The sequence below is a fragment of the Vibrio nitrifigilis genome (genome assembly GCF_015686695.1).
GTDB classification, from domain to species: domain Bacteria; phylum Pseudomonadota; class Gammaproteobacteria; order Enterobacterales; family Vibrionaceae; genus Vibrio; species Vibrio nitrifigilis.
The window spans coordinates 2,553,356-2,572,248 of sequence record NZ_JADPMR010000001.1; the positions used below are offsets into that span (position 1 = coordinate 2,553,356).

Annotated in this window: 17 protein-coding genes; 6 read left to right on the plus strand and 11 right to left on the minus strand. The window is 40.4% G+C overall.

Annotation, left to right across the window (positions count from 1 at the left end; all coding sequences use genetic code 11):
* The first annotated feature begins 78 nt into the window (after window positions 1–78).
* Together I1A42_RS11300 and I1A42_RS11305 are read left to right on the plus strand one after the other, a co-directional pair.
* Window positions 79–771 carry a BUD32 family EKC/KEOPS complex subunit gene (locus tag I1A42_RS11300; protein WP_196123515.1) on the plus strand — a complete coding sequence of 231 codons (693 nt, stop codon included), beginning with the start codon at window positions 79–81 and terminating at the stop codon, window positions 769–771.
* Between the two features lie 242 nt (window positions 772–1,013).
* Window positions 1,014–1,604 carry a YrbL family protein gene (locus tag I1A42_RS11305; protein WP_196123516.1) on the plus strand — a complete coding sequence of 197 codons (591 nt, stop codon included), beginning with the start codon at window positions 1,014–1,016 and terminating at the stop codon, window positions 1,602–1,604.
* Window positions 1,605–1,630: 26 nt separating this feature from the next.
* Here the strand turns inward: I1A42_RS11305 and I1A42_RS11310 are convergent, their stop codons facing one another.
* The 5 genes from I1A42_RS11310 to I1A42_RS11330 form a co-directional block, all read right to left on the minus strand.
* Entirely contained in the window at window positions 1,631–2,194 is a 564-nt protein-coding gene (locus I1A42_RS11310) for a YrbL family protein (protein WP_161158240.1), read from the minus strand.
* On the minus strand, window positions 2,191–2,673 hold the full coding sequence (coaD, locus tag I1A42_RS11315; RefSeq protein ID WP_161158241.1) for a pantetheine-phosphate adenylyltransferase: 483 nt from the start codon (window positions 2,671–2,673) through the stop codon (window positions 2,191–2,193). Before coaD ends, I1A42_RS11310 begins: the two co-directional genes overlap by 4 nt.
* A gap of 4 nt (window positions 2,674–2,677) precedes the next feature.
* Window positions 2,678–3,706, minus strand: a complete 1,029-nt coding sequence (locus I1A42_RS11320; RefSeq protein WP_196123517.1) for a glycosyltransferase family 4 protein — start codon at window positions 3,704–3,706, stop codon at window positions 2,678–2,680.
* Between the two features lie 5 nt (window positions 3,707–3,711).
* Window positions 3,712–4,494, minus strand: coding sequence for a glycosyltransferase family 2 protein (locus I1A42_RS11325; protein WP_161158242.1), 783 nt, complete (start codon window positions 4,492–4,494; stop codon window positions 3,712–3,714).
* A 163-nt stretch (window positions 4,495–4,657) separates the two neighbouring features.
* The gene (locus tag I1A42_RS11330) at window positions 4,658–5,710 is read right to left on the minus strand and encodes a glycosyltransferase family 9 protein (RefSeq protein WP_196123518.1); all 1,053 of its coding nucleotides are present in this window, start codon (window positions 5,708–5,710) and stop codon (window positions 4,658–4,660) included.
* Between the two features lie 435 nt (window positions 5,711–6,145).
* On the opposite strand from I1A42_RS11330, the gene I1A42_RS11335 reads away from it, so the two are divergent.
* From I1A42_RS11335 to I1A42_RS11350, 4 genes are all read left to right on the plus strand, one after another.
* Entirely contained in the window at window positions 6,146–6,862 is a 717-nt protein-coding gene (locus I1A42_RS11335; protein WP_196123519.1) for a 3-deoxy-D-manno-octulosonic acid kinase, read from the plus strand.
* Between the two features lie 175 nt (window positions 6,863–7,037).
* On the plus strand, window positions 7,038–8,867 hold the full coding sequence (locus tag I1A42_RS11340; protein ID WP_196123520.1) for a DUF3413 domain-containing protein: 1,830 nt from the start codon (window positions 7,038–7,040) through the stop codon (window positions 8,865–8,867).
* 210 nt (window positions 8,868–9,077) lie between these two features.
* Window positions 9,078–10,358 carry a lipid IV(A) 3-deoxy-D-manno-octulosonic acid transferase gene (gene waaA, locus I1A42_RS11345; RefSeq protein ID WP_196123521.1) on the plus strand — a complete coding sequence of 427 codons (1,281 nt, stop codon included), beginning with the start codon at window positions 9,078–9,080 and terminating at the stop codon, window positions 10,356–10,358.
* Window positions 10,345–11,643, plus strand: coding sequence for a PIG-L family deacetylase (locus I1A42_RS11350; protein ID WP_196123522.1), 1,299 nt, complete (start codon window positions 10,345–10,347; stop codon window positions 11,641–11,643). Before waaA ends, I1A42_RS11350 begins: the two co-directional genes overlap by 14 nt.
* Before the next feature lie 194 nt (window positions 11,644–11,837).
* On the opposite strand, the gene I1A42_RS11355 is transcribed toward I1A42_RS11350, so the two are convergent.
* From I1A42_RS11355 to rfaD, 6 genes are all read right to left on the minus strand, one after another.
* Entirely contained in the window at window positions 11,838–13,013 is a 1,176-nt protein-coding gene (locus I1A42_RS11355; protein ID WP_196123523.1) for a glycosyltransferase, read from the minus strand.
* A complete protein-coding gene (locus I1A42_RS11360) occupies window positions 13,010–14,353 on the minus strand; it encodes an O-antigen ligase family protein (protein WP_196123524.1) in 1,344 nt (447 codons plus the stop codon). The genes I1A42_RS11355 and I1A42_RS11360 overlap by 4 nt, the downstream gene beginning before the upstream one ends.
* Window positions 14,350–15,375, minus strand: a complete 1,026-nt coding sequence (gene waaF, locus I1A42_RS11365) for a lipopolysaccharide heptosyltransferase II (protein WP_196123525.1) — start codon at window positions 15,373–15,375, stop codon at window positions 14,350–14,352. The genes I1A42_RS11360 and waaF overlap by 4 nt, the downstream gene beginning before the upstream one ends.
* On the minus strand, window positions 15,376–16,374 hold the full coding sequence (gene lpxM, locus I1A42_RS11370) for a lauroyl-Kdo(2)-lipid IV(A) myristoyltransferase (RefSeq protein WP_196123526.1): 999 nt from the start codon (window positions 16,372–16,374) through the stop codon (window positions 15,376–15,378).
* A gap of 215 nt (window positions 16,375–16,589) precedes the next feature.
* Complete coding sequence (locus I1A42_RS11375; protein WP_196123527.1) at window positions 16,590–17,756, minus strand: nucleotide sugar dehydrogenase; 1,167 nt, start codon at window positions 17,754–17,756, stop codon at window positions 16,590–16,592.
* 45 nt (window positions 17,757–17,801) lie between these two features.
* Window positions 17,802–18,743: an ADP-glyceromanno-heptose 6-epimerase gene (gene rfaD / locus I1A42_RS11380; RefSeq protein ID WP_196123528.1), complete on the minus strand. Its 942-nt coding sequence runs from the start codon at window positions 18,741–18,743 to the stop codon at window positions 17,802–17,804.
* Window positions 18,744–18,893 lie beyond the last annotated feature (150 nt).

Below are 18,893 nucleotides of genomic sequence, written 5' to 3' on the forward strand. Positions count from 1 at the left end.
GTTCTTCGATATTGTATTAGATTGTCAAATTATATTAAAATTCCTGACATAAAAATGTAAATTTATGTCAGGTGGTTTGTGTTAGTTAATAATGAAAAAAGTATAAGAAAAATACTTAATCAGTCAGAAAATATTATTGTATACAGTGATCGAACGTATACAAACTCATGGAGAAAAACTTCAATTATCGATAATAAATATGTATTAAAAGAATTTGATTATAAAAATAAGAGAAAGAATAAAGTGTGGGATGTTGAGTACAATATTATTCAGCATTTGAAGAAAACATCAATCTTATGTCCTGATAATATCGCTATTGTCACTAATGAATCCAACAAAAGGATCAAGGCTAAGTACCTGAAAAGCATATTACAAGGTTCTGTGAGCTCAACTTACACAATAAATATTATAAAACCTATCTCACAAGCTATTCATGAGCTTCATCAACATGATGTATTAGTAATAGATGCTAAATGTGATAATTTTGTCAAAGTAAAAAACAATTATTATGCATTCGATTTCGGTATGGCGAAGATTGCTCGATATAATTCACTTTATTTTAAGATAATGAGAGGATGGGAATTTTTTAGAATACGTAAAGAGATGGGTAATCAAGAACTTTTCTCTCAGTTTCTTCATTCTTATATGAAAGTCTCTAATAGCTCTTTTTATAGTATTATTCCTTTTATTAAAATTTACGATATTAAGGAAAGGTTCAAGCAGACAAGACGTCAATATAAGCAATCCATAAGGGGATTAGTTAGACGTTAGTAGTCGGTGAGGATAAGTATTTTTGTAGTTTTGACGTGAATTGTCACTAATATCACTATTTTAACATTCTCTAATATTTCCCAATTGGCAGGTGTCATTTTTCTGTAGTATTCTTGAAATATATCATGACACCTTAGTCGTGTTAGCAGTAAGAATCTTTGTATGTAGTTCTTACCCACGATGATTGAGTTGAATATATGTCTGGCCGTTTGGATAGACGAGTGTTTGAAAGTGAGTAGACTATGCGGGAAATCTGTCACAAAAAGGTCAACCTCGATACCAGCTTACTGCTTGGGGCTGGTAACGAACGACTATGTTTTATTCATCCTGATAATGAGCTCTTGTGTATTAAGGTAACGAAACCTGGTGTTTTTCATCGCTCGCAGAATGTGATTGAGCAACAGTATTTCAATTACCTGAAAGAGCAAAATGTTCCTTTCACATACTTACCGGAATATCATGGTGTGGTTGAAACCAACTACGGCACGGGGTTAGTTTTTGACCGTGTTGTTGATTGTGATATCCGACCTGCGCAAAGGCTTGATAAGATGCTCGCTGAAAAACAAATTAGCAGTGCTCAAGCTAGCCATGTCATTGCTGAGTTACAACACTATTTGCTGAAATACGGCATTATGGTGGGAGATATCAATCCGGACCAAATTTTAGTCAAAACAGAAAACAAGAGTCTAAAACCCTACATAATCGATGGAGTGGGGCCTCGGCGCTTGGGGATGAAATCTTTTATTTATACTAGGGTTGGCTTTATGGCTCGGTATAAATTAAGAAAAAACTGGCCAAATTTGATTCATCGATTAGGGCTTAAGCACGCTTAAACTATCTGCCTTAAGCCCGGGGCTATTTAAGCATTCTGCGCAAACAGAATATGTTTAAATGCACGATCGATTCTTTCTGCCGTTTGCCGGTAGGTGTAAGAAGGGAAAAGTTTGCCTACTTTGATAAAATTGGCAAACCCAATCCCATCAATCAAAATCAACTCATATCCACCAGATCTATTCTCTCGAATACAGATATTTTGCAAGCGCATATCGGTTACGGAAACGGGGATAGATAAAAGTTTGTCCCGAAATGCCCAAGCCGCTTCTTTGAGTTTATTTAGATCAACACTGTTTTCTTTATTGAGTGTCGCGAGTAAGGTGTCAGCAATTTCACCATTTTTATCAAGAACCAATTCGCATTCTAATCCGGGGCCTTTAGATGTCTCTACCCAAGAAAGAGGAAGTGCTACGGGTAATTCTTTTCCTATCAAATACTTTTTAGCGTAACGGTATTCCCTGATGCTTTCATCTACACGACGTTTTTTGTTATAGCGAATCTTTATGCAGCGATCGGGTTTTTCTGGGTGCTGAAAACATTGCCTCTCAGATCCCTGACCGATTAACTTCGCCTTGGATAAATCAATCACGACTTCACCTTTTGAGCGATAGCCTTAGCGACCGCTGGTGGAACAAACTCTGAGATTTCCCCACCATGAATCGCGACTTCACGCACGATAGAAGAAGAAAGGAACATATACTCTTCTGTTGGGGTGAGAAAAATACTTTCTAACTTAGGGGCGAAGCGGCGATACATATTGGTAAGGCCAAATTCGTATTCAAAATCAATAGTCGTTCTTAACCCTCGAATTAAGATATCGACTTTTTCTTGTTTGACGAAGTCAATTAATAAGCCAGAAAACCCCTGAACGCTAACGTTACTTAGGTGTTGTGTGGCTTGGCCTGCTAATGCAACACGTTCGTCCAAGGTAAACATCGTATTTTTCGACGGACTGGCAGCGATACCCACTACAACGTGGTCAAACATAGCCGCAGAGCGCTGAATTATATCAAGATGCCCATTTGTTAATGGATCGAACGTCCCTGGATAAATTACTTTTTTAATCATGACGTTATTTAATATTTTTATATATGTTGTAATAAAGTTGAGCGGTATGCTCAATTTTAAATTCTTGTAATTTATGTCGAGCGCCAGCGATTAATGAGGTGCGTAATTTAGGATCCTCTTTTATCGCTACAATGGCTTTTGCTAGCTCGTTACTGTTTCCGGGTTCAATGAGTAGTCCTGAAACATGATCTTCTATGATGTCAGGAATACCGCCAGCACGTGTTGCTGCCACTGCCAGTCCGCTATTTAACCCTTCTAAAATAACTGAGCCAAGCCCTTCAGAGTATGATGGATGCACTTGCATATCTGCGGCTGCAAACCACGTCCCCATGTTACTCTGTTTTCCCATAAATGATAAGTTGCTAATGGACGCTGCTTGCTCTTCTAAAACCGAGCGTTCCTTGCCATCGCCAAGTAGAGCAAAATGAATGTCTGGATGAGAATTCTCGAGTTGTTTTGCTGCATTAATCGTAACGTCGAATCCTTTATGCTTAAGCATATTAGCCGCTTGTATGACTAAAAACTTATGCTCGAAACGTTTACGGATAGCTTTAACATCTTGTTCGATAACAGGATAGGTGACAGGGGAGCTCGGTATTTTATAAATTGAAGCGTTAGGATAAGCCGCCTTGATGCGGCTTACGATTTCGTCACTTAGTCCAACTAGGGCAGATGCGCCTGAATAGGCTTGAGTAGCAAGCCATTTTTTCTTTAAAGGGTTATCGATGCGGCGAGTGACAATATAGGGAATACCAAATAGTTTAGATTGAATCCAAGCCCAGTAGATTGCTCTTCCTTCGTGGACATGGATTAGTTGGCATCCTTCAGTGGCCGATTTTGCATGGCCTAGTAAATAATGAGTAACCAAAACCAGTTTGCAATTAAGCTTTTTAATCGCGTCAGAAAATGGGCTTTTTGGGTTGGCAACCACAGTGAGCTCATAACCTAGCTCAATTTGCTGTTTAATTAACTGCAGGGTTTGGTTTTCCCCACCATGATACCCAGAAGCAAGATTGATGTGGCAAATCTTCATGGTCATTACCAAACTTTATTAAAGTCTTCTTGCTCGAGGACTTTAGGATCACGTTGATACTCTAATAACTTGGCATATTTTAAGTAGCTATTAATAGAAGCACTGAGTGCGACTGTCATTCCGTCTACGCCACCAAGAAAGCCTTTTTGCATAATATATTTACGAACGAATGCACTTAGGCCATGCGTAAAAGGAGATAGTGAATTAGCGCGTTTCCCCTTTTGATACATAATCTTAGCTGCACGGCCACTGAAATTACGTCCAGGCTTAGCAAACAGCTGACCAATATTTTCAAAAGAGTAGTGAATAAGGTCGCAATTCAAATGTTGAGGAGCATTTGCTTGAACGGAAGCGTGCTGTTTAACTTCAGAGAACTTGGTTTTTTGACGGTTATATAAACGAATACAGTAGTCTGGGTACCAGCCACATTGTTTAATCCAGCGACTGCCTATGTAATTGCGACGACGGAATGCAAACGCATCATGATGGGTATCGGTTAAGTTCAACTGTTTAATTTGCTCTATGGCTTCATCAGTCAAACGCTCATCGGCATCAATGCTGAGAATCCAATCATTACTGGCATGAGGCAAGCCTACATTTTTTTGGAAACCATCCCCTAAATACGCTTGTTCAACGACAATCGCTCCCATTTCTTTGGCGATAGTTTGAGTATCATCGGTACTGAGTGAATCGACTATGATAACCTCGGAGCACACAGTCTGCAGTGATTGAATGCATTCTCGAATATTTTTGGATTCGTTTAATGTAATGACAATACCTGTAATCATTCTTTTTCTCTCTCAAGGCCTAAGTGTGATTTTAGGCTGATGGATGTTCAATATTTTCGTCGTCGCAGTGATAACAAATGGCAAACTACAGCGTAGCGTTGAAGACGACATAATGACTAATATTTGTCTCATAATGCGATGAAAGTGAGCAATATTAGCGATTTTAGCGCCATAAGTCTCCAATAACCTTATTAAACATGGTGATCACTTGTTGCGGCTTAATACGTTGCATTGCTGTTTCGTCTTTAACTCGGGTACGCCAATCAAGTTGCTCTAATGGCTTATGATGTTCTTCTGCTATTGCCTCTTCATAAGCAGAAACAACGTAATCGCGGTAATTATACGGACCAGTACGTTCAGGGTTGTGATGGGCATACAAACCGATCACGGCCGTTCCCATCGCGTTAGCCATATGGGCTGGCCCTGTATCGGGTGCGATAACTAAATCAGCATTATCCAATAAGGCGAGCATTTGCTTAATAGAGCTTTGGCCGACAACATTAGTGACTGGAGATGAAAGCTTGGCTATCACTTCGGCACAAAGTTGTGTTTCTACTGGGGAGGGGCTTCCGGCTAAAATGACATGAAAACCTTTACGCTGAGCATGCTCTATCACCCGAGCATAACCCTGTGCTGTCCAGTTTTTGTAGGCTTTACTGGCTCCAGGAACAATGACCACATTTTTTTTCTGCTGATCAATGACTTGGTTAGCCCAGTTGGCATCTTCTCTTTGATAAGGGATTGACCATTTAGGTGTCATGTCCTTCACCCCTAAGCACGTACCAAAAGCCAATAAGCCGTCGAGGACATGAGGAGTGACAGGGGAGGGAACCTTCACATTGGTAAACCAAGTTTGAAAATCCTGACTACGAGTGGCATCAAATCCCAATTTATATTTAGCTTTGATCCCTAATGTGGCAATACTGGCACGCAGTGCATATTGCATATGAAGTAAGGCATCAAATTCTCGACCTTTAAGTGATGCCCATAAGGTTTTGTATCCTTTCCATCCCTGTTTTTTATCAAAAACGATGACTTCAATACCAGGTAAATCACTAATTAAATGCGCTTCAAGTTTACCTGTGATCCAAGTGATTTTCGTTTTCGGCCATGTACGTTGAATGGCTTGAATAGCGGCAACGGTATTACAAACATCACCGATGGCAGAAAGCCGCAACACACACAGCGATTGCGGAGCAGAGGTAAACAAAGTCATTAGGTACTCACTTCGAACTTTTGTCGTTGGAATTATCCTCAAGGGAGCGGATTATTTTACCGCGTATTCCATATGAATTCAGAGTTAGGATAACCGGAAGGATTATACCTGTCATTGTTTCCTCAAATTGTCACCATAGTGTTGCGTTTTGTGATATTCAAGGAATAGAAGTTGAATTCTATTGTGACTGAGTCTGAGCGTCTACTCTCAAAAGGAGAAATGTATCGAATAACGTACGAACGATGCCATTAACCCAGGTGTTGCCTTGAGGTTTTTTCATTTTATATTAATGATTTTATTGTTGATTTTGTGAAACCTCACTTGGGCCACCCTTATAAGTTTACTTCAGCAATACATTTTATAAACTGTGTTAGAATACGTCGGTTATCAGACACCTATGCTTATGATAAATCAGCAAAGTAGTGAGGAAATCGCGTGAATCAAGTACTGCAACAAGGGAATCAAACCATTTGGTATGACGATCAATTATTATCGGATGGACCTGCGCGTTGTTTTGATCCTGAATACTGGCAGCAACAAGGTAAGGTTACCGGTTCTGCTCAAGGTCGCGGTACAACTTGGTTTGTTCAATTGCCTGATCTTGAAGCTGCATTGAGACATTATCGTCGCGGGGGCTTATTTGGTAAGTTTGTAAAAGACCAGTATTGGTTCTCTAGCTGGGAAAAAACTCGTAGCTATCAAGAGTTTGAACTTCTTCAATGTTTACAAAATGCAAATGTTAATGTTCCTCGTCCTATCGCTGCAAGAGCCGTAAAATGTGGTTTTTTATATCGTGCTGATTTATTGAGCGAAAAAGTGCCCAATGCTCAAGATTTAGTGGACATTTTACAGAATAGGGTTCTTAATAAAGAAATCTATCAAGAGATAGGTAAAATGATTCGGCGTATGCATAATGCAGGCGTGAATCATACTGATCTTAATATTCACAATATCTTAATCGACCAATATCAGAAGGTTTGGATTATTGATTTTGATAAATGTGGGTTTGCTCCTCAATCCGATCAATGGCAACAAAAAAACCTCGAACGTCTACAACGCTCCTTTCTCAAAGAGCAGCCGCATTTTTTTGAACCATGGTCTCTTGAGTGCTGGTCATGGCTGATGGATGGCTATGACTCATCTTTTCAATAGGACTGTCAGTTTTAATTGATAAGCCACTATAAATCATGGTTTTTCATATCCTTACTTTATTACAGTAAAGAGTGAAACTATGGTTAATGGATTATAGGTTTATCATTCAGTTGCGACCACTTACCGTTTCTTTAATACATTTCAAGTGGGAGTACTGCAAAAAAGGTTTCCTGCTATGAAAGATTTCAAAGGCAAGCTAAAAACGCTTGGGCTTTTTGCATTGATTAATGCACTGATTGCGATAGTGATTGCAACCAGATATTTTCAATATTTACCTATCATTCCCACAGATTCTCTTGGTTTCACCTTCTTGGTGACATCCGTATTAAGCCAAATGTCTTTGCTTGCAGGAATCCTTGCCCTTATCGGTATACCATTTCTGATATTACCTTCTCGATGGGTTCGCTGGGTGTTAGCACTGATTGCTACTCTTGCTTTGTCACTCTTGATTATTGATACCTTCGTATTTGCTCAATATCGTTTCCACATTAACTCTGTCGTGTTGCAGTTAATTATGTCGGGACAAGTGGTGTCTTTTGCGGTTGTCACTTGGGCAAAAGTTGTTGGCTGTGCCGTCGCTATTTTAGTCATCGAACGATGGCTGGTCAGTTTTGCTGAAAATAGAATGCAGCAACTGCGCTTTCGTTATGGAAAAGCATTTTGCTGGTTTATTTTTGTCTGCTTACTCACTTCAAATGCTATTCATACTTGGGGATCGGCAAATGGCCGTCAATCAGTACTGATGACCGATCGCTATCTGCCACTTTTTTATCCTTTAACCGCCAATTCACTCATGAAGAAAATGGGCTGGATTAATCCTGAAGTCGTCGCTGAAGCTAAATCTTTAAAAGAGAAAAAGCGCAGTGATCTTAATTATCCACTATCTCCATTAGAGACTGAACGGGTTAATAAACCACTCAATGTTCTATTTTTGGTCATTGATTCATGGCGTTATGACAGTTTTACCCAAGATGTGGCCCCTAATCTATGGAAGTATGCGCAGCAGGGAAGGATTTATGACAACCATATCTCTACAGGTAATGCGACGAGAGCGGGTATTTTCGGTCTGTTTTATGGCATTCCATCGACTTATTGGCAGGCTTTTTTAGCCAGTCAGCGTTCACCTGTTTTAATCGATAGACTGCAGCAGTTAGGGTATGACGTGGAAGCATTTACGTCTGCAAAATTGGATGGTATTCCGTTTGATAGAACGATATTCCGCCATGTTCCACATTTACGTTTAAATTCGGATGGTAATTCTCCTTCTGAGCGTGATCAGGATGTGAATCATGACTGGATGCAATGGTTTGAGCATCGCGATAAATCCAAACCTAGTTTTTCGTTTATTTTTTACGATTCGCCACATGGGTATGACTTCCCAGACAATTACCCCCATAAATTTCAGCCATACCTAAAAGATGTTGATTATTTAAAGCTGAACAATGATTTTGACGTTACGCCATTTATGAATCGCTATAAGACCGCCGTGCATTTTACGGACAGTTTAGCTGGTAAGGTGTTGGATAAATTGAAGGCGAGTGGTGAGTTAGATAACACCGTGGTCTTCATTACTGGCGATCATGGGCAAGAGCTAAATGATAATAAACTGAATTATTGGGGACATAATAGTAACTTTACTCCGTATCAGACTCATGTGCCGTTTGTCGTATTAGCGCCTGGGCTAAAACATAGTCTGGAGACTAAAGTGACGAGCCATGAGGATGTGGCTCCTACGTTATTGCATCACTATTTAGGCGTTACTAACCCTATTGCAGATTACTCGACGGGGATTGATATGCTGGATCCTATCCAAGCTCGTCCATGGGTTATTTCGGCAAAATATACTGGGTATGCCGTGATTACGGATAAAACGATTCTGGAAGTGAACTCCGCAACAGGAATGTATGAGTTATTAGATAAAACCAATCGCCCTATTGAAGATAAACAACCCAACTTCCAGTACTTAAAAGGGGCGTTGGAGCAAATCAGTCGATTTATTAAATAAAATCAGGCACGAGATCGCTGGGATAACCCCTGTACAAACCGGGGACATACTTTACAAAATGATCTGGAGACTTCGTTTACATAAGTCAAAACTCAAGTTATTCATCAAATATTCGTGATTTCTCCTCTAATTTCGACCAAAATAACCCCAATCGTTATTTCCGTGAGTTTAGGCAATGCTTAACTCCCAACCAGGTTGATACCCACTGATATGTTTCGAGCGCTGTACACTTTACTCATCACGTTAGTCTCGCCATTTTTCCTTTATTCATTACTCAAAAAGCATGCGGATAAACCTCATATTGGGAAACGCTGGAAAGAGTACTTTGGTTTTTGTGCACCAGTAACGCATAAACAAGCCGATGAAATTATTTGGCTGCATACCGTGTCTGTCGGTGAAGTGTTAGGTGCGAGTGATTTTGTCCGAACATTAAAAAAACGTTATCCAAATAAAACGGTAGTCTTGACGACAACCACCACGACCGGTGCTCAACAAGCTGAAAAGCTAGGAGATTTGGTCGAACACCGCTTTATGCCATTAGACTTTCCTTGGGCGATAAAGCGCTTTATTCGCACTATTACCCCTAGCCAATTGCTCATTATGGAAACAGAATTGTGGCCAAATACGTTGGCAGTTACCCATCAGCAAGGGATTCCTATTTCCATTATTAACGCCCGGCTTTCGGAGCGAAGTGCTCAGAGGTATCAAAAATTAGCGTCACTTGGCCGCTTTTTAGCGCGTCATATTCATCATATTTACTGTTTGCATCAAGATGATGCACAACGTTTTGCTCAACTGGGTTTTTCCCATGATCAATTATCGGTAACGGGGTCGTTAAAGTTTGATATATCGATATCTCCAGAGGACAAGGCCGCGGGGTCGTCTTTGCGAAATACAATCGGGCAACAGCGCCAAGTATGGATAGCTGCGAGTACCCACCAAGGAGAAGATGAAATCGTATTGAATGCTCATCAATATCTTCTTGAGAAATATCCTGATGCACTGTTAGTGTTGGTTCCTCGCCACCCGGAGCGTTTTCAATCGGTATTTGAGTTAGTTAAGCAAATGAAGCTTCGTGCCGTAAGAAGAACGCAAGCAACAGAAATTGGTCATGATATACAGGTCTACTTAGCAGACACCATGGGTGAAATGAAGCAATTACTTGCGGCTTGTGATATCTGTTTTATGGGGGGAAGCCTAATTGGAGATAAAGTAGGTGGGCACAATTTACTTGAACCCGCAGCGCTAGGGTTACCAACCATAACAGGACCTAGTTATTTTAATTTTACCGATATTACGAATCAGTTATTAGCAGCCCAAGCAACTGTTGTATGCGATTCATCAGACGCGATTAGCCAACAGTTGATAACACTGTTTAATGAACCAGAAAAAATCGCTGAGCAAGGTGCCCAAGCGCAGCAGGTGGTAAACCGTAACCGAGGCTCAATTAACAATACTTTAGCCGGATTATTTCCCCATGAAGAATCTTGATTACCAACATCCTTTAACACCAGACTGGCGACTGCCGACCCAGATTAATAAAAATGGGATGTTATCGTTTGATACGAGTGAACTATCGAAACTAACGAATGTTACCGTGCTACTTGAGTTTCATTACACTGCGAGTAGTAAAAAGAAAATGGGACATATCGAAATGTCTCACCCTGATATGAGCCCGGAAGGTCGCGAATATCAGCAATACTACGAAGCAGGGCAGAAGGGACGTCGTTATTTAAATTTATCGCAGTTTTCCGATCTGGCATCAGTCGAGCTAAAGGCTATAGATTGCCAAGTGGATAGTGATGCCCATTTGTTGTTTTTTACCAATCCGCCACTTGAACAAGGGCCAACACTGATTATCGCCCCTCATGCGGATGATGCAGAATTAGCCGCTTATGGCCTTTATGCTAAGTGGCATCGTAATATCTGGATAGTGACGCTCTATGCTGGTGAAACTCTCCAGAAGCTGGATAAGCAATATATCCCAGGGTTGGATGACAACATGGAAACTGGTATTCAGCGTAAAGCTGCAATCCGTAACTGGAATAGTATGACAACTCCACTTCTGGCTGGAGTACCTGAGAATCAACTCGTTTACCTGGGTTATACTGGGGTGACCGTTGAGAATTTATTAAATGAGCCAGAAAAAGCGGTTACGTATGGTGTGGGACAGAATGTTAACCCAACTGCATTTCGCCGTTTGAACCGTATTAGTTTATCTAACGACTTAGTCGGTGAGAATTCTCCACGGGCTATGGTATCTGAATTAGCGGAACTATTGACCAGAATTCAGCCAGCAACGGTATTAGTCACAGATCCTGAAGTTGACCCTCATTTTGAGCATCGTGCTGCGGCACTCGCATTAGCGATGGCAATGGAGCAAAGCCAGTATCATCCACGTCATGTCTTGATGTATGTAAACCATTTACGAGGCATTCGAGATTTTCCTTATGGTCCCGAACATACTAATACAGCGTTAGCGCCTTTCTTTAGTGAATATCAAAAGATCAAACAAGTGAAAGTGTTTAGTCATCCACTCACGTTAGAAGAGCAAAAAGCTAAAGTGGTTTCGTTTGATACCATGCACGATCTTAAAGCTAATTTAAAATTTGATAAGAAGTTGAAGCGCTGGTGGAAGGAAAAACGGTTTGGTTATGGGTATCGCTATTACGGAAACCATACGTATTTTCAAACACATATCAAAGCGGCCGAAGTCTTTACTGTCGTCGAAGGGCTGCAATTCCAGCAGCAATTACTGCAAACTACGCAGAAATAATCACTTTATTATCAGCGAACGCTGAACCAGATCGAGCTTGGAATTTATTGACCACTATAGATGTGTTTGGCCTGTTGGTTCATTGAACGTTGAAATATTCGCGATCGTTGGACCAGCTCCCTCCCCTTGGGGAGGGTTGGGGAGGGGGATATCAGCGAGTCCGTGGGTGAGGGAATTGATAAACGTTCTGAGTATTATTTTGCTGCGTACGTTTTGACAAAGGTATCAACAATATTCTTCCCATCAAATTGAGCAAGCGATAGCTCAACATCACGTTGATAGCTTTCCGTTTTTGGCGTATTCATCGCTGATAGGATTTTATCTGCTAGTGCTTCAGGCGTCATGTCAGATAAATAATGGCTTAATTCACCACACATAATATGAGGAACACCGCCTGGGCAATTGGTCGCCGCGATAGGGGCACCACAAGCAAGAGCTTCTATTAGCACCATCCCTAAACCTTCCGACTTAGAACTTAACACAAACACATCAGCATGCCTAAACCAAGGATAAGAGGGCGTTTGTAGCCCTTTAAAACTGACTCGTTCGGTTAAGCCAAGCTCTTGCACAAGCGCTTCTAGCGAAGAGCGTTCTTTCCCTTCCCCAACAATCACAAGATCCTGCTCGATTTGCTGTGTTTTAACTAAGTGGTGATAGGCGCGAATAAGTAAAGGAAAGTTTTTAACTGGATTGAGTCTGCCCAACCCAAGAATATAAGGTTTTGAATGCAATACATCGCGGCCAGCATCAGGATATTGGGCGATATAGTCAAACTCAACAGGGTTGCTAATCAGAGTGGCATCTTTAGGTCGAATATCGTAACGCTGCACCATCTCTTGGAAGTTATCCATGACGCCGTTAGAGATACACACCATATGGCGATTACCATATAACTGATTAAATGCCCAACGAGAGAGCTTTCCGTAATGTTCTTGCGGTTGAACACTTTCACAGGCAAACACAAAGCGAGGATCCGCCAAAGGCCAAATATGCTCAAAAGTACCATGACCACGAAAAACAATCAGATCAAACGGCTGACCTGATTCTTGCTCTAGGGCAGTTAATCTTTTTTTGAAGGCCTGCGCTTCAGCATAAGCAAAGAACAGTGGGAAGGTTTTACGTAATAGCACGTTAGATAAACGGCAAGCACCAAACCAAAGTGCTCCCACACCTGTTTTGAATACGTCTTTCTTCAGATCAAACAGATGTACGGGAATCTCTGGATCATTGGGTTTTAATTCAACTTTACGATTTTTTAAATAGATTAAATCGGTCTGATGCCCTTGCGATTGAAAAGCATCTGCCAAATTAACCGCAACTCGCTCCATTCCGCCGACTTTCAAGGTATTAACAACAACTGCGACTTTCATGATGACAATTCACCTGTTTCTTTAGGTGGAAATAGTCTGCGTGAAAAGGCAAATGAGTATAGACCCGCCATAAAGACGTTATGTGTTAACACACCGTAAGTACGGAAGTTGAATGATTCAAACCCATTAATTGTCAGCCAGTAAACCACAATACATAATGCTAAAAGAATAATGAAGCTTGAATCTGACAAGACATTTTTTAATTTCAATAAAGAACGAACAACAAAAAAATACATACTCAAAAGTATGAATAAGCCAATAACACCGTAGCTAACTAAGGTATCCATATAAAAGCTATGTAAATGCCTTAGACCTAATATTGTTGCGTAGTCTTCATCTATTCTGCTTTGGAAAAGATAGGAGTTAATGATGACTTCGCCTGGACCATGTATTCCAACACCAATTAATGGATGCAATACGATCCATTTACTTGCTTCAACCCAAGAATTGATTCGTATACCAGCACTAGACATCGGTATATTGGTAAAGTCCAAATGAAGCACTTTGTAAATAGTATGGGTTTCTCCATAGCTAAATCTTTGATCTAAATAAGGATAAAGAAGGAATCCAAGTAGTACTAACAGTAGAGAAGCAATGACATAAAACAAAATTGTCTTTTTGATACTTGTACTTCCATAGGCTATTTTATGTAGCAGAGGGAATGTAATAATAATCATTATAAACCCTAAAAAGACCATTCTGGATTGAGAAACCATCGTTATGATGAAGAAGAACGCAAGAATAATAAAAGAGCCTATTAAATATAGTGATTTTGATTTTATATCTTTTGATAGGTTGATTAGCTTGTAGATTAAGAAAAAGCTTAATATAAAGAAAAAGCCCGAAAACATAGACGTATATTGAGCATTCTTAATGTTAAAATCAGGTCTATATCCATCCTCTAAACCACGTAATAAGTCAGAGATGAAGTTAGATTTTACAAACATACCAAGAATGAAATCGATGGCAAATAGCGCAAATAATAGAAAAATGGCCCTAGGTTTTCCTCTCAGCCAGTAAGCCATAGGAAGAAAAATAAATAGTCTCGCCAATCTATCAAATTCGGGAAAATCCTTAGCACTGTGAGGTATAACGAATTGGCTGTTGATCCAGCTGATGAGTGTAATGCCAATAGAGAGCCCTAACACAATGATCATAGGATCCTTAAATAATGTCTTTCTATGGAAAAAGAACATGCCTAAAGAACCAATTAGTAACAATGCGCGACAAAAGTTACCTATAGCAGGAAATGGAATGGAAAACAGTGCATAGCCAAACACGGCTAAAAGCATAACTAGGTGGTAGCGGTCATGCTCGAAAATATGTTTTATATTGGTCATAATAATTGCGTTACTTTAATAGCTTCTAAGTCCTTCAGACACTTCAAATGCCCAAGTGGACATTCACGTTTAAAACAAGGACGACATTCAATATCCGTATGTACAATATGAACTTTGTCTGAAAGCGGTGGCGTGTAATCAGGAGATGTTGAACCGTAGATACCAATCACTTCACAACCCACAGCTGCTGCAACGTGCATCAGTCCAGAATCATTACTGACCACGGTTTGACAAGCCCCCAATAAATCCACAGCTTCAATCAGTGATGTTTCACCGGCTATAACATGTAATTCCTTTTTTTGCTCATCGCGGATTTGAGATTTGATAATTTCGCAAATCGGTTTATCTTTTCCTGAACCGAATAACCAGACCTGATATCCATTATCGGCAGCGTATTGAGCAACTTGAGCGTATTTCTCCGCTGGCCACTGTTTCGCCGGGCCAAACTCAGCACCGGGACAAAGTCCCAAAATAGGTTTGTCAGATGACAGGTCAAACTTTTCTAATGTGGCTTGCTGCAGTACTTTATCAACAACCAATTTAGGCACTGGTAATGTATCTAATCCGCCCAATGAGGCAGAATTCACCATTTCTTTTTTAGGGTGAGCAAGAGCGACTAAACGTTCAACCATATACTGGAAGTCATTGCGGTTAGGGCGAATATCATTGAGAAGACCATAACGCATTTCTCCTTTCCACCCTACCCGTTTAGGAATTTTGGCAAAGAAAGGAACAAGTGCAGATTTCGCAGAACGAGGTAGAACATAAGCGCGGTCGTATTGCTCCGAAATTAAAGATCGACCGAGACGGAAGCGAGTTTTTAAATCAAAACTACCATGACTAAGAGGCATCTCGATGGCGCGGCGAACCTGAGGCATGCGCTCAAGAATGGGTTTACACCAGCCGGGAGCTAATACATCAATCTGAATGTCAGGCTCCTGTTCCTTTAGTCGTTGGTATAACGACTGCGACATTACCATATCACCGACCCAAGAAGGGCCGATTACTAACACTTTACTCATTCACTTACCGCTTTGTTGTTTTTCTGCAAGTTGTCGTTTGGCTTGCTTATAAACGTTATCGTCATTTGGCTGTGTTTTTAACAGACGTAACGTCCACATATATTGCTCTGGATTAGTTGAGACTGCACGCTCGATAAATTGGTTCATTTCTCGTGCATCCTCCTCCTCTGTTTCATGAGGGAAATTCTCAAAAGCTGGATAAATATCGACAGTATATCGTCCTGTTTTGGCATCTATCATAGCGAAAACAGGCACAATTGCCGCGCGTGATACTTTGGTCAGTTTGCCCAGTCCTTTTAATGTCGCTTTAGTCGTGGCAAAAAAATCGACGAAAACACTCGCCTCGGCGCCATGATCTTGATCGGGAAGGTAATAGCCTAAATATCCATCGCGCACAGATTTGATAAACGGCTTCACACCATCGCTACGTTCATGCACTTTACCGCCATACTGAACACGTTGTCGGTGCATCAACCAATCTAACACTTCGTTCTTCTGTTTTTTGGCCATTGCCGCGACAGGTAAGTTCATTGAGGCCAATAAAATAGCAGGGATATCGATAGTCCAGGAGTGGGGAACGAGTAGAATAATATTTCTACCCTGCTCTTGAAGCTGAGTGACATGTTCGATCCCACGTATATCACATTGATGTTGTAGCCAGTGTCGATTTCGTAAGGTAAGTAGACCAAATCCGGTCAGGAAAACACCGGAGGTTACCAAGGTATGATGCAAAATAGTTTCACGCTCTTGCTCAGATTTTTCTGGAAAGCACGCTTTAAGGTTTGCTCGAGCATTGAGCATGGTCCCTTTTTGCTTTTTGATCATTCTGTTAGCGATTTTAACCGATAACCAGTAGCGAAATCGGTGTGGTAATAAAGAAAAGGGAATCCACACGAGTAAAAGTAGCCAAGTTCCCCAATATTTTGGAGTAAAAAAATGCCAAGAGAGGCGCGGATTATAGGCTTTTGGATCGTAATCGTTGCGAGATGGAGACGACATGTAATTCTCGAATCTTGGGAAATAAAACAGCTAATTTAGATGCGTAGTATAGCAGCGAACTGTTTCGAGGGAAGAGAAGCAACTTAAAGATGAGGCAATTTTTAATAAAATTGAATGGATATTCTTCTGTATATCAGTTCATTATCATTTAATAAATGATAATGATAGTCAGCTTCAATTAAAATTCGCTCCCTAGCTAAGGGAGCGAATATAGATTAGTCATTACCAAACAAATCGCGGGTGTACACTTTATCTTTTACATCGGCAAGTTCTTCAGCCATACGGTTAGATACAATCACATCAGCTTCTTGTTTAAATGCGTTCAGATCAGTGACATTACGTGAGTTAAAGAAGTGTGATTCTTTAAGTACAGGTTCGTAAATAATCACTTCAAGCCCTTTCGCTTTTAGACGTTTCATAATGCCTTGAATTGAAGATGCTCGGAAATTGTCAGAACCAGATTTCATGATCAAACGATAAATACCGACGACCTTCGGATTGCGCTTCAAGATACAGTCAGCAATAAAGTCCTTACGAGTACGGTTAGCATCAACAATCGCATTAATGATGTTATTCGGTACATCATGGTAGTTGGCTAATAGCTGCTTAGTATCTTTTGGCAGACAATAACCGCCGTAACCAAATGAAGGGTTATTGTAGTGAGTACCGATACGAGGGTCTAAGCCAACCCCTTCAATAATTTGACGAGCATTTAAGCCGTGTACTTCTGCATAAGAATCCAGTTCATTAAAGTAAGACACGCGCATTGCAAGGTAAGTATTGGAAAAGAGTTTAACTGCTTCTGCTTCTGTTGAATTAGTAAAGATAACGGCGATATCTTCTTTCTCAGCGCCTTCAACGAGTAAATCAGCAAAGCGTTTAGCACGGTCACTCTGTTCACCTAAAATGATACGAGATGGGTACAAGTTATCGTACAGTGCTTTACCTTCACGTAAAAACTCAGGAGAGAACATGATGTTTTCACAATTGAACTCTTCTTTAATTTTTGCAGTGTAACCAACAGGTACTGTTGATTTGATAATCATAGTGGCTGATGGATTAATCGCCATTACATCTTTGATCACTGCTTCAACTGATGAAGTATTAAAGTAATGAGTCTCAGGATCGTAATCAGTTGGAGTGGCTATCACGACAAAATCGGCACCTTCATAAGCCAAATGTTTATCCATAGTAGCGGTGAAATTAAGCTCTTTTGTTGCTAAAAAACGCTCGATTTCAGTATCAACAATGGGGGATTGCTTTTGATTAAGCATCGCCACTTTTTCTTCAATGATATCTAAAGCTACCACTTCATGGTGCTGTGAGAGAAGCATCGCGTTAGACAGGCCAACATAACCCGTACCAGCTACTGCAATTTTCATAGTTTTAAGCCTTATAAAAAATGAATAAATCTTAAAACGTACTAACTAGCCGTTAATAATCTGCATATATTGTGCAACGCCTTCTGCTACAGTTTTAAATTGTACATCACAACCGGCATTGCGCAGCTTAGTTAGATCCGCTTGGGTAAATTCTTGGTATGCCCCTTTTAAATGCTCTGGGAACGGAATCGTTTCAATTGTTCCGCGACCATGGTGCTTAATCACAGCGTTTGCAACTTCTTCGAAAGACTCTGCATTACCTGTACCACAGTTATAAATACCTGATACACCATGCTCCATAAACCACAAGTTCACCGCAGCTACATCCCCTACGTAAACAAAATCACGTCTAAAATGTTCACTGCCTTCAAATAATTTTGGATTTTCACCAGCATTCATCTGGTTGTTTAGATGAAATGCAACGGATGCCATTGAACCTTTATGTTGTTCACGAGGGCCATAAACATTGAAATAACGAAATCCGGTAATTTGGGATAACGTTTCGCCATGTTCCTCAGCATCTTTCCATAGTAAACGGACATAATTGTCAAATTGTTGTTTGGAATAACCGTAGACGTTGAGTGCACCTTCGTAATCGGGTTCTTCGATAAAGGTTTGTGTTTCACCATAAGTGGCAGCTGAGGATGCATAGAGAAATGGAATATCGCGATCTAAACAGTAGTGTAAGAGCTCTTTTGAGTACTCATAGTTATTGAGCATCATGTATTTTCCATCCCATTCAGTGGTCGCAGAGCACGCACCTTCATGGAATACGGCCTCGATCGGACCGAAATCGTCACCTGCCATAATTTGTGTAAGAAAATCATCACGATCCATATAGTCGGCAATTTTTAAATCGACGAGATTTTTAAATTTACGACCATTTTTGAGGTGATCAACAACTAAGATATCTTCGATGCCGCAATCATTCAGAGCCTTTATGATGTTGCTGCCAATCATACCAGCGCCGCCTGTTACAATAATCATAAGTGAACCTATCAACGTAATTGGAATTAAAATAATTATATAGAAATGAAAAAAGCATGTAATCACAAAATAATAAGAAAGAAGGGGTTTGGGTCGAACTGGTAATAAAATTATTATAAGATTACGCGCATTTTGAATGAATGTTGATTT

Bases quoted from the DNA above. Each gene is read 5' to 3' on its own strand.
- I1A42_RS11305 (WP_196123516.1), top strand. From the start codon at position 1,014: ATGCGGGAAATCTGTCACAAAAAGGTCAACCTCGATACCAGCTTACTG.
- coaD (WP_161158241.1), bottom strand. From the start codon at position 2,673: ATGATTAAAAAAGTAATTTATCCAGGGACGTTCGATCCATTAACAAAT.
- I1A42_RS11320 (WP_196123517.1), bottom strand. From the start codon at position 3,706: ATGAAGATTTGCCACATCAATCTTGCTTCTGGGTATCATGGTGGGGAA.
- I1A42_RS11325 (WP_161158242.1), bottom strand. From the start codon at position 4,494: ATGATTACAGGTATTGTCATTACATTAAACGAATCCAAAAATATTCGA.
- I1A42_RS11330 (WP_196123518.1), bottom strand. From the start codon at position 5,710: ATGACTTTGTTTACCTCTGCTCCGCAATCGCTGTGTGTGTTGCGGCTT.
- I1A42_RS11340 (WP_196123520.1), top strand. From the start codon at position 7,038: ATGAAAGATTTCAAAGGCAAGCTAAAAACGCTTGGGCTTTTTGCATTG.
- waaA (WP_196123521.1), top strand. From the start codon at position 9,078: ATGTTTCGAGCGCTGTACACTTTACTCATCACGTTAGTCTCGCCATTT.
- I1A42_RS11350 (WP_196123522.1), top strand. From the start codon at position 10,345: ATGAAGAATCTTGATTACCAACATCCTTTAACACCAGACTGGCGACTG.
- I1A42_RS11355 (WP_196123523.1), bottom strand. From the start codon at position 13,013: ATGAAAGTCGCAGTTGTTGTTAATACCTTGAAAGTCGGCGGAATGGAG.
- I1A42_RS11360 (WP_196123524.1), bottom strand. From the start codon at position 14,353: ATGACCAATATAAAACATATTTTCGAGCATGACCGCTACCACCTAGTT.
- waaF (WP_196123525.1), bottom strand. From the start codon at position 15,375: ATGAGTAAAGTGTTAGTAATCGGCCCTTCTTGGGTCGGTGATATGGTA.
- lpxM (WP_196123526.1), bottom strand. From the start codon at position 16,374: ATGTCGTCTCCATCTCGCAACGATTACGATCCAAAAGCCTATAATCCG.
- I1A42_RS11375 (WP_196123527.1), bottom strand. From the start codon at position 17,756: ATGAAAATTGCAGTAGCTGGTACGGGTTATGTTGGCCTGTCTAACGCG.
- rfaD (WP_196123528.1), bottom strand. From the start codon at position 18,743: ATGATTATTGTAACAGGCGGCGCTGGTATGATTGGCAGCAACATCATA.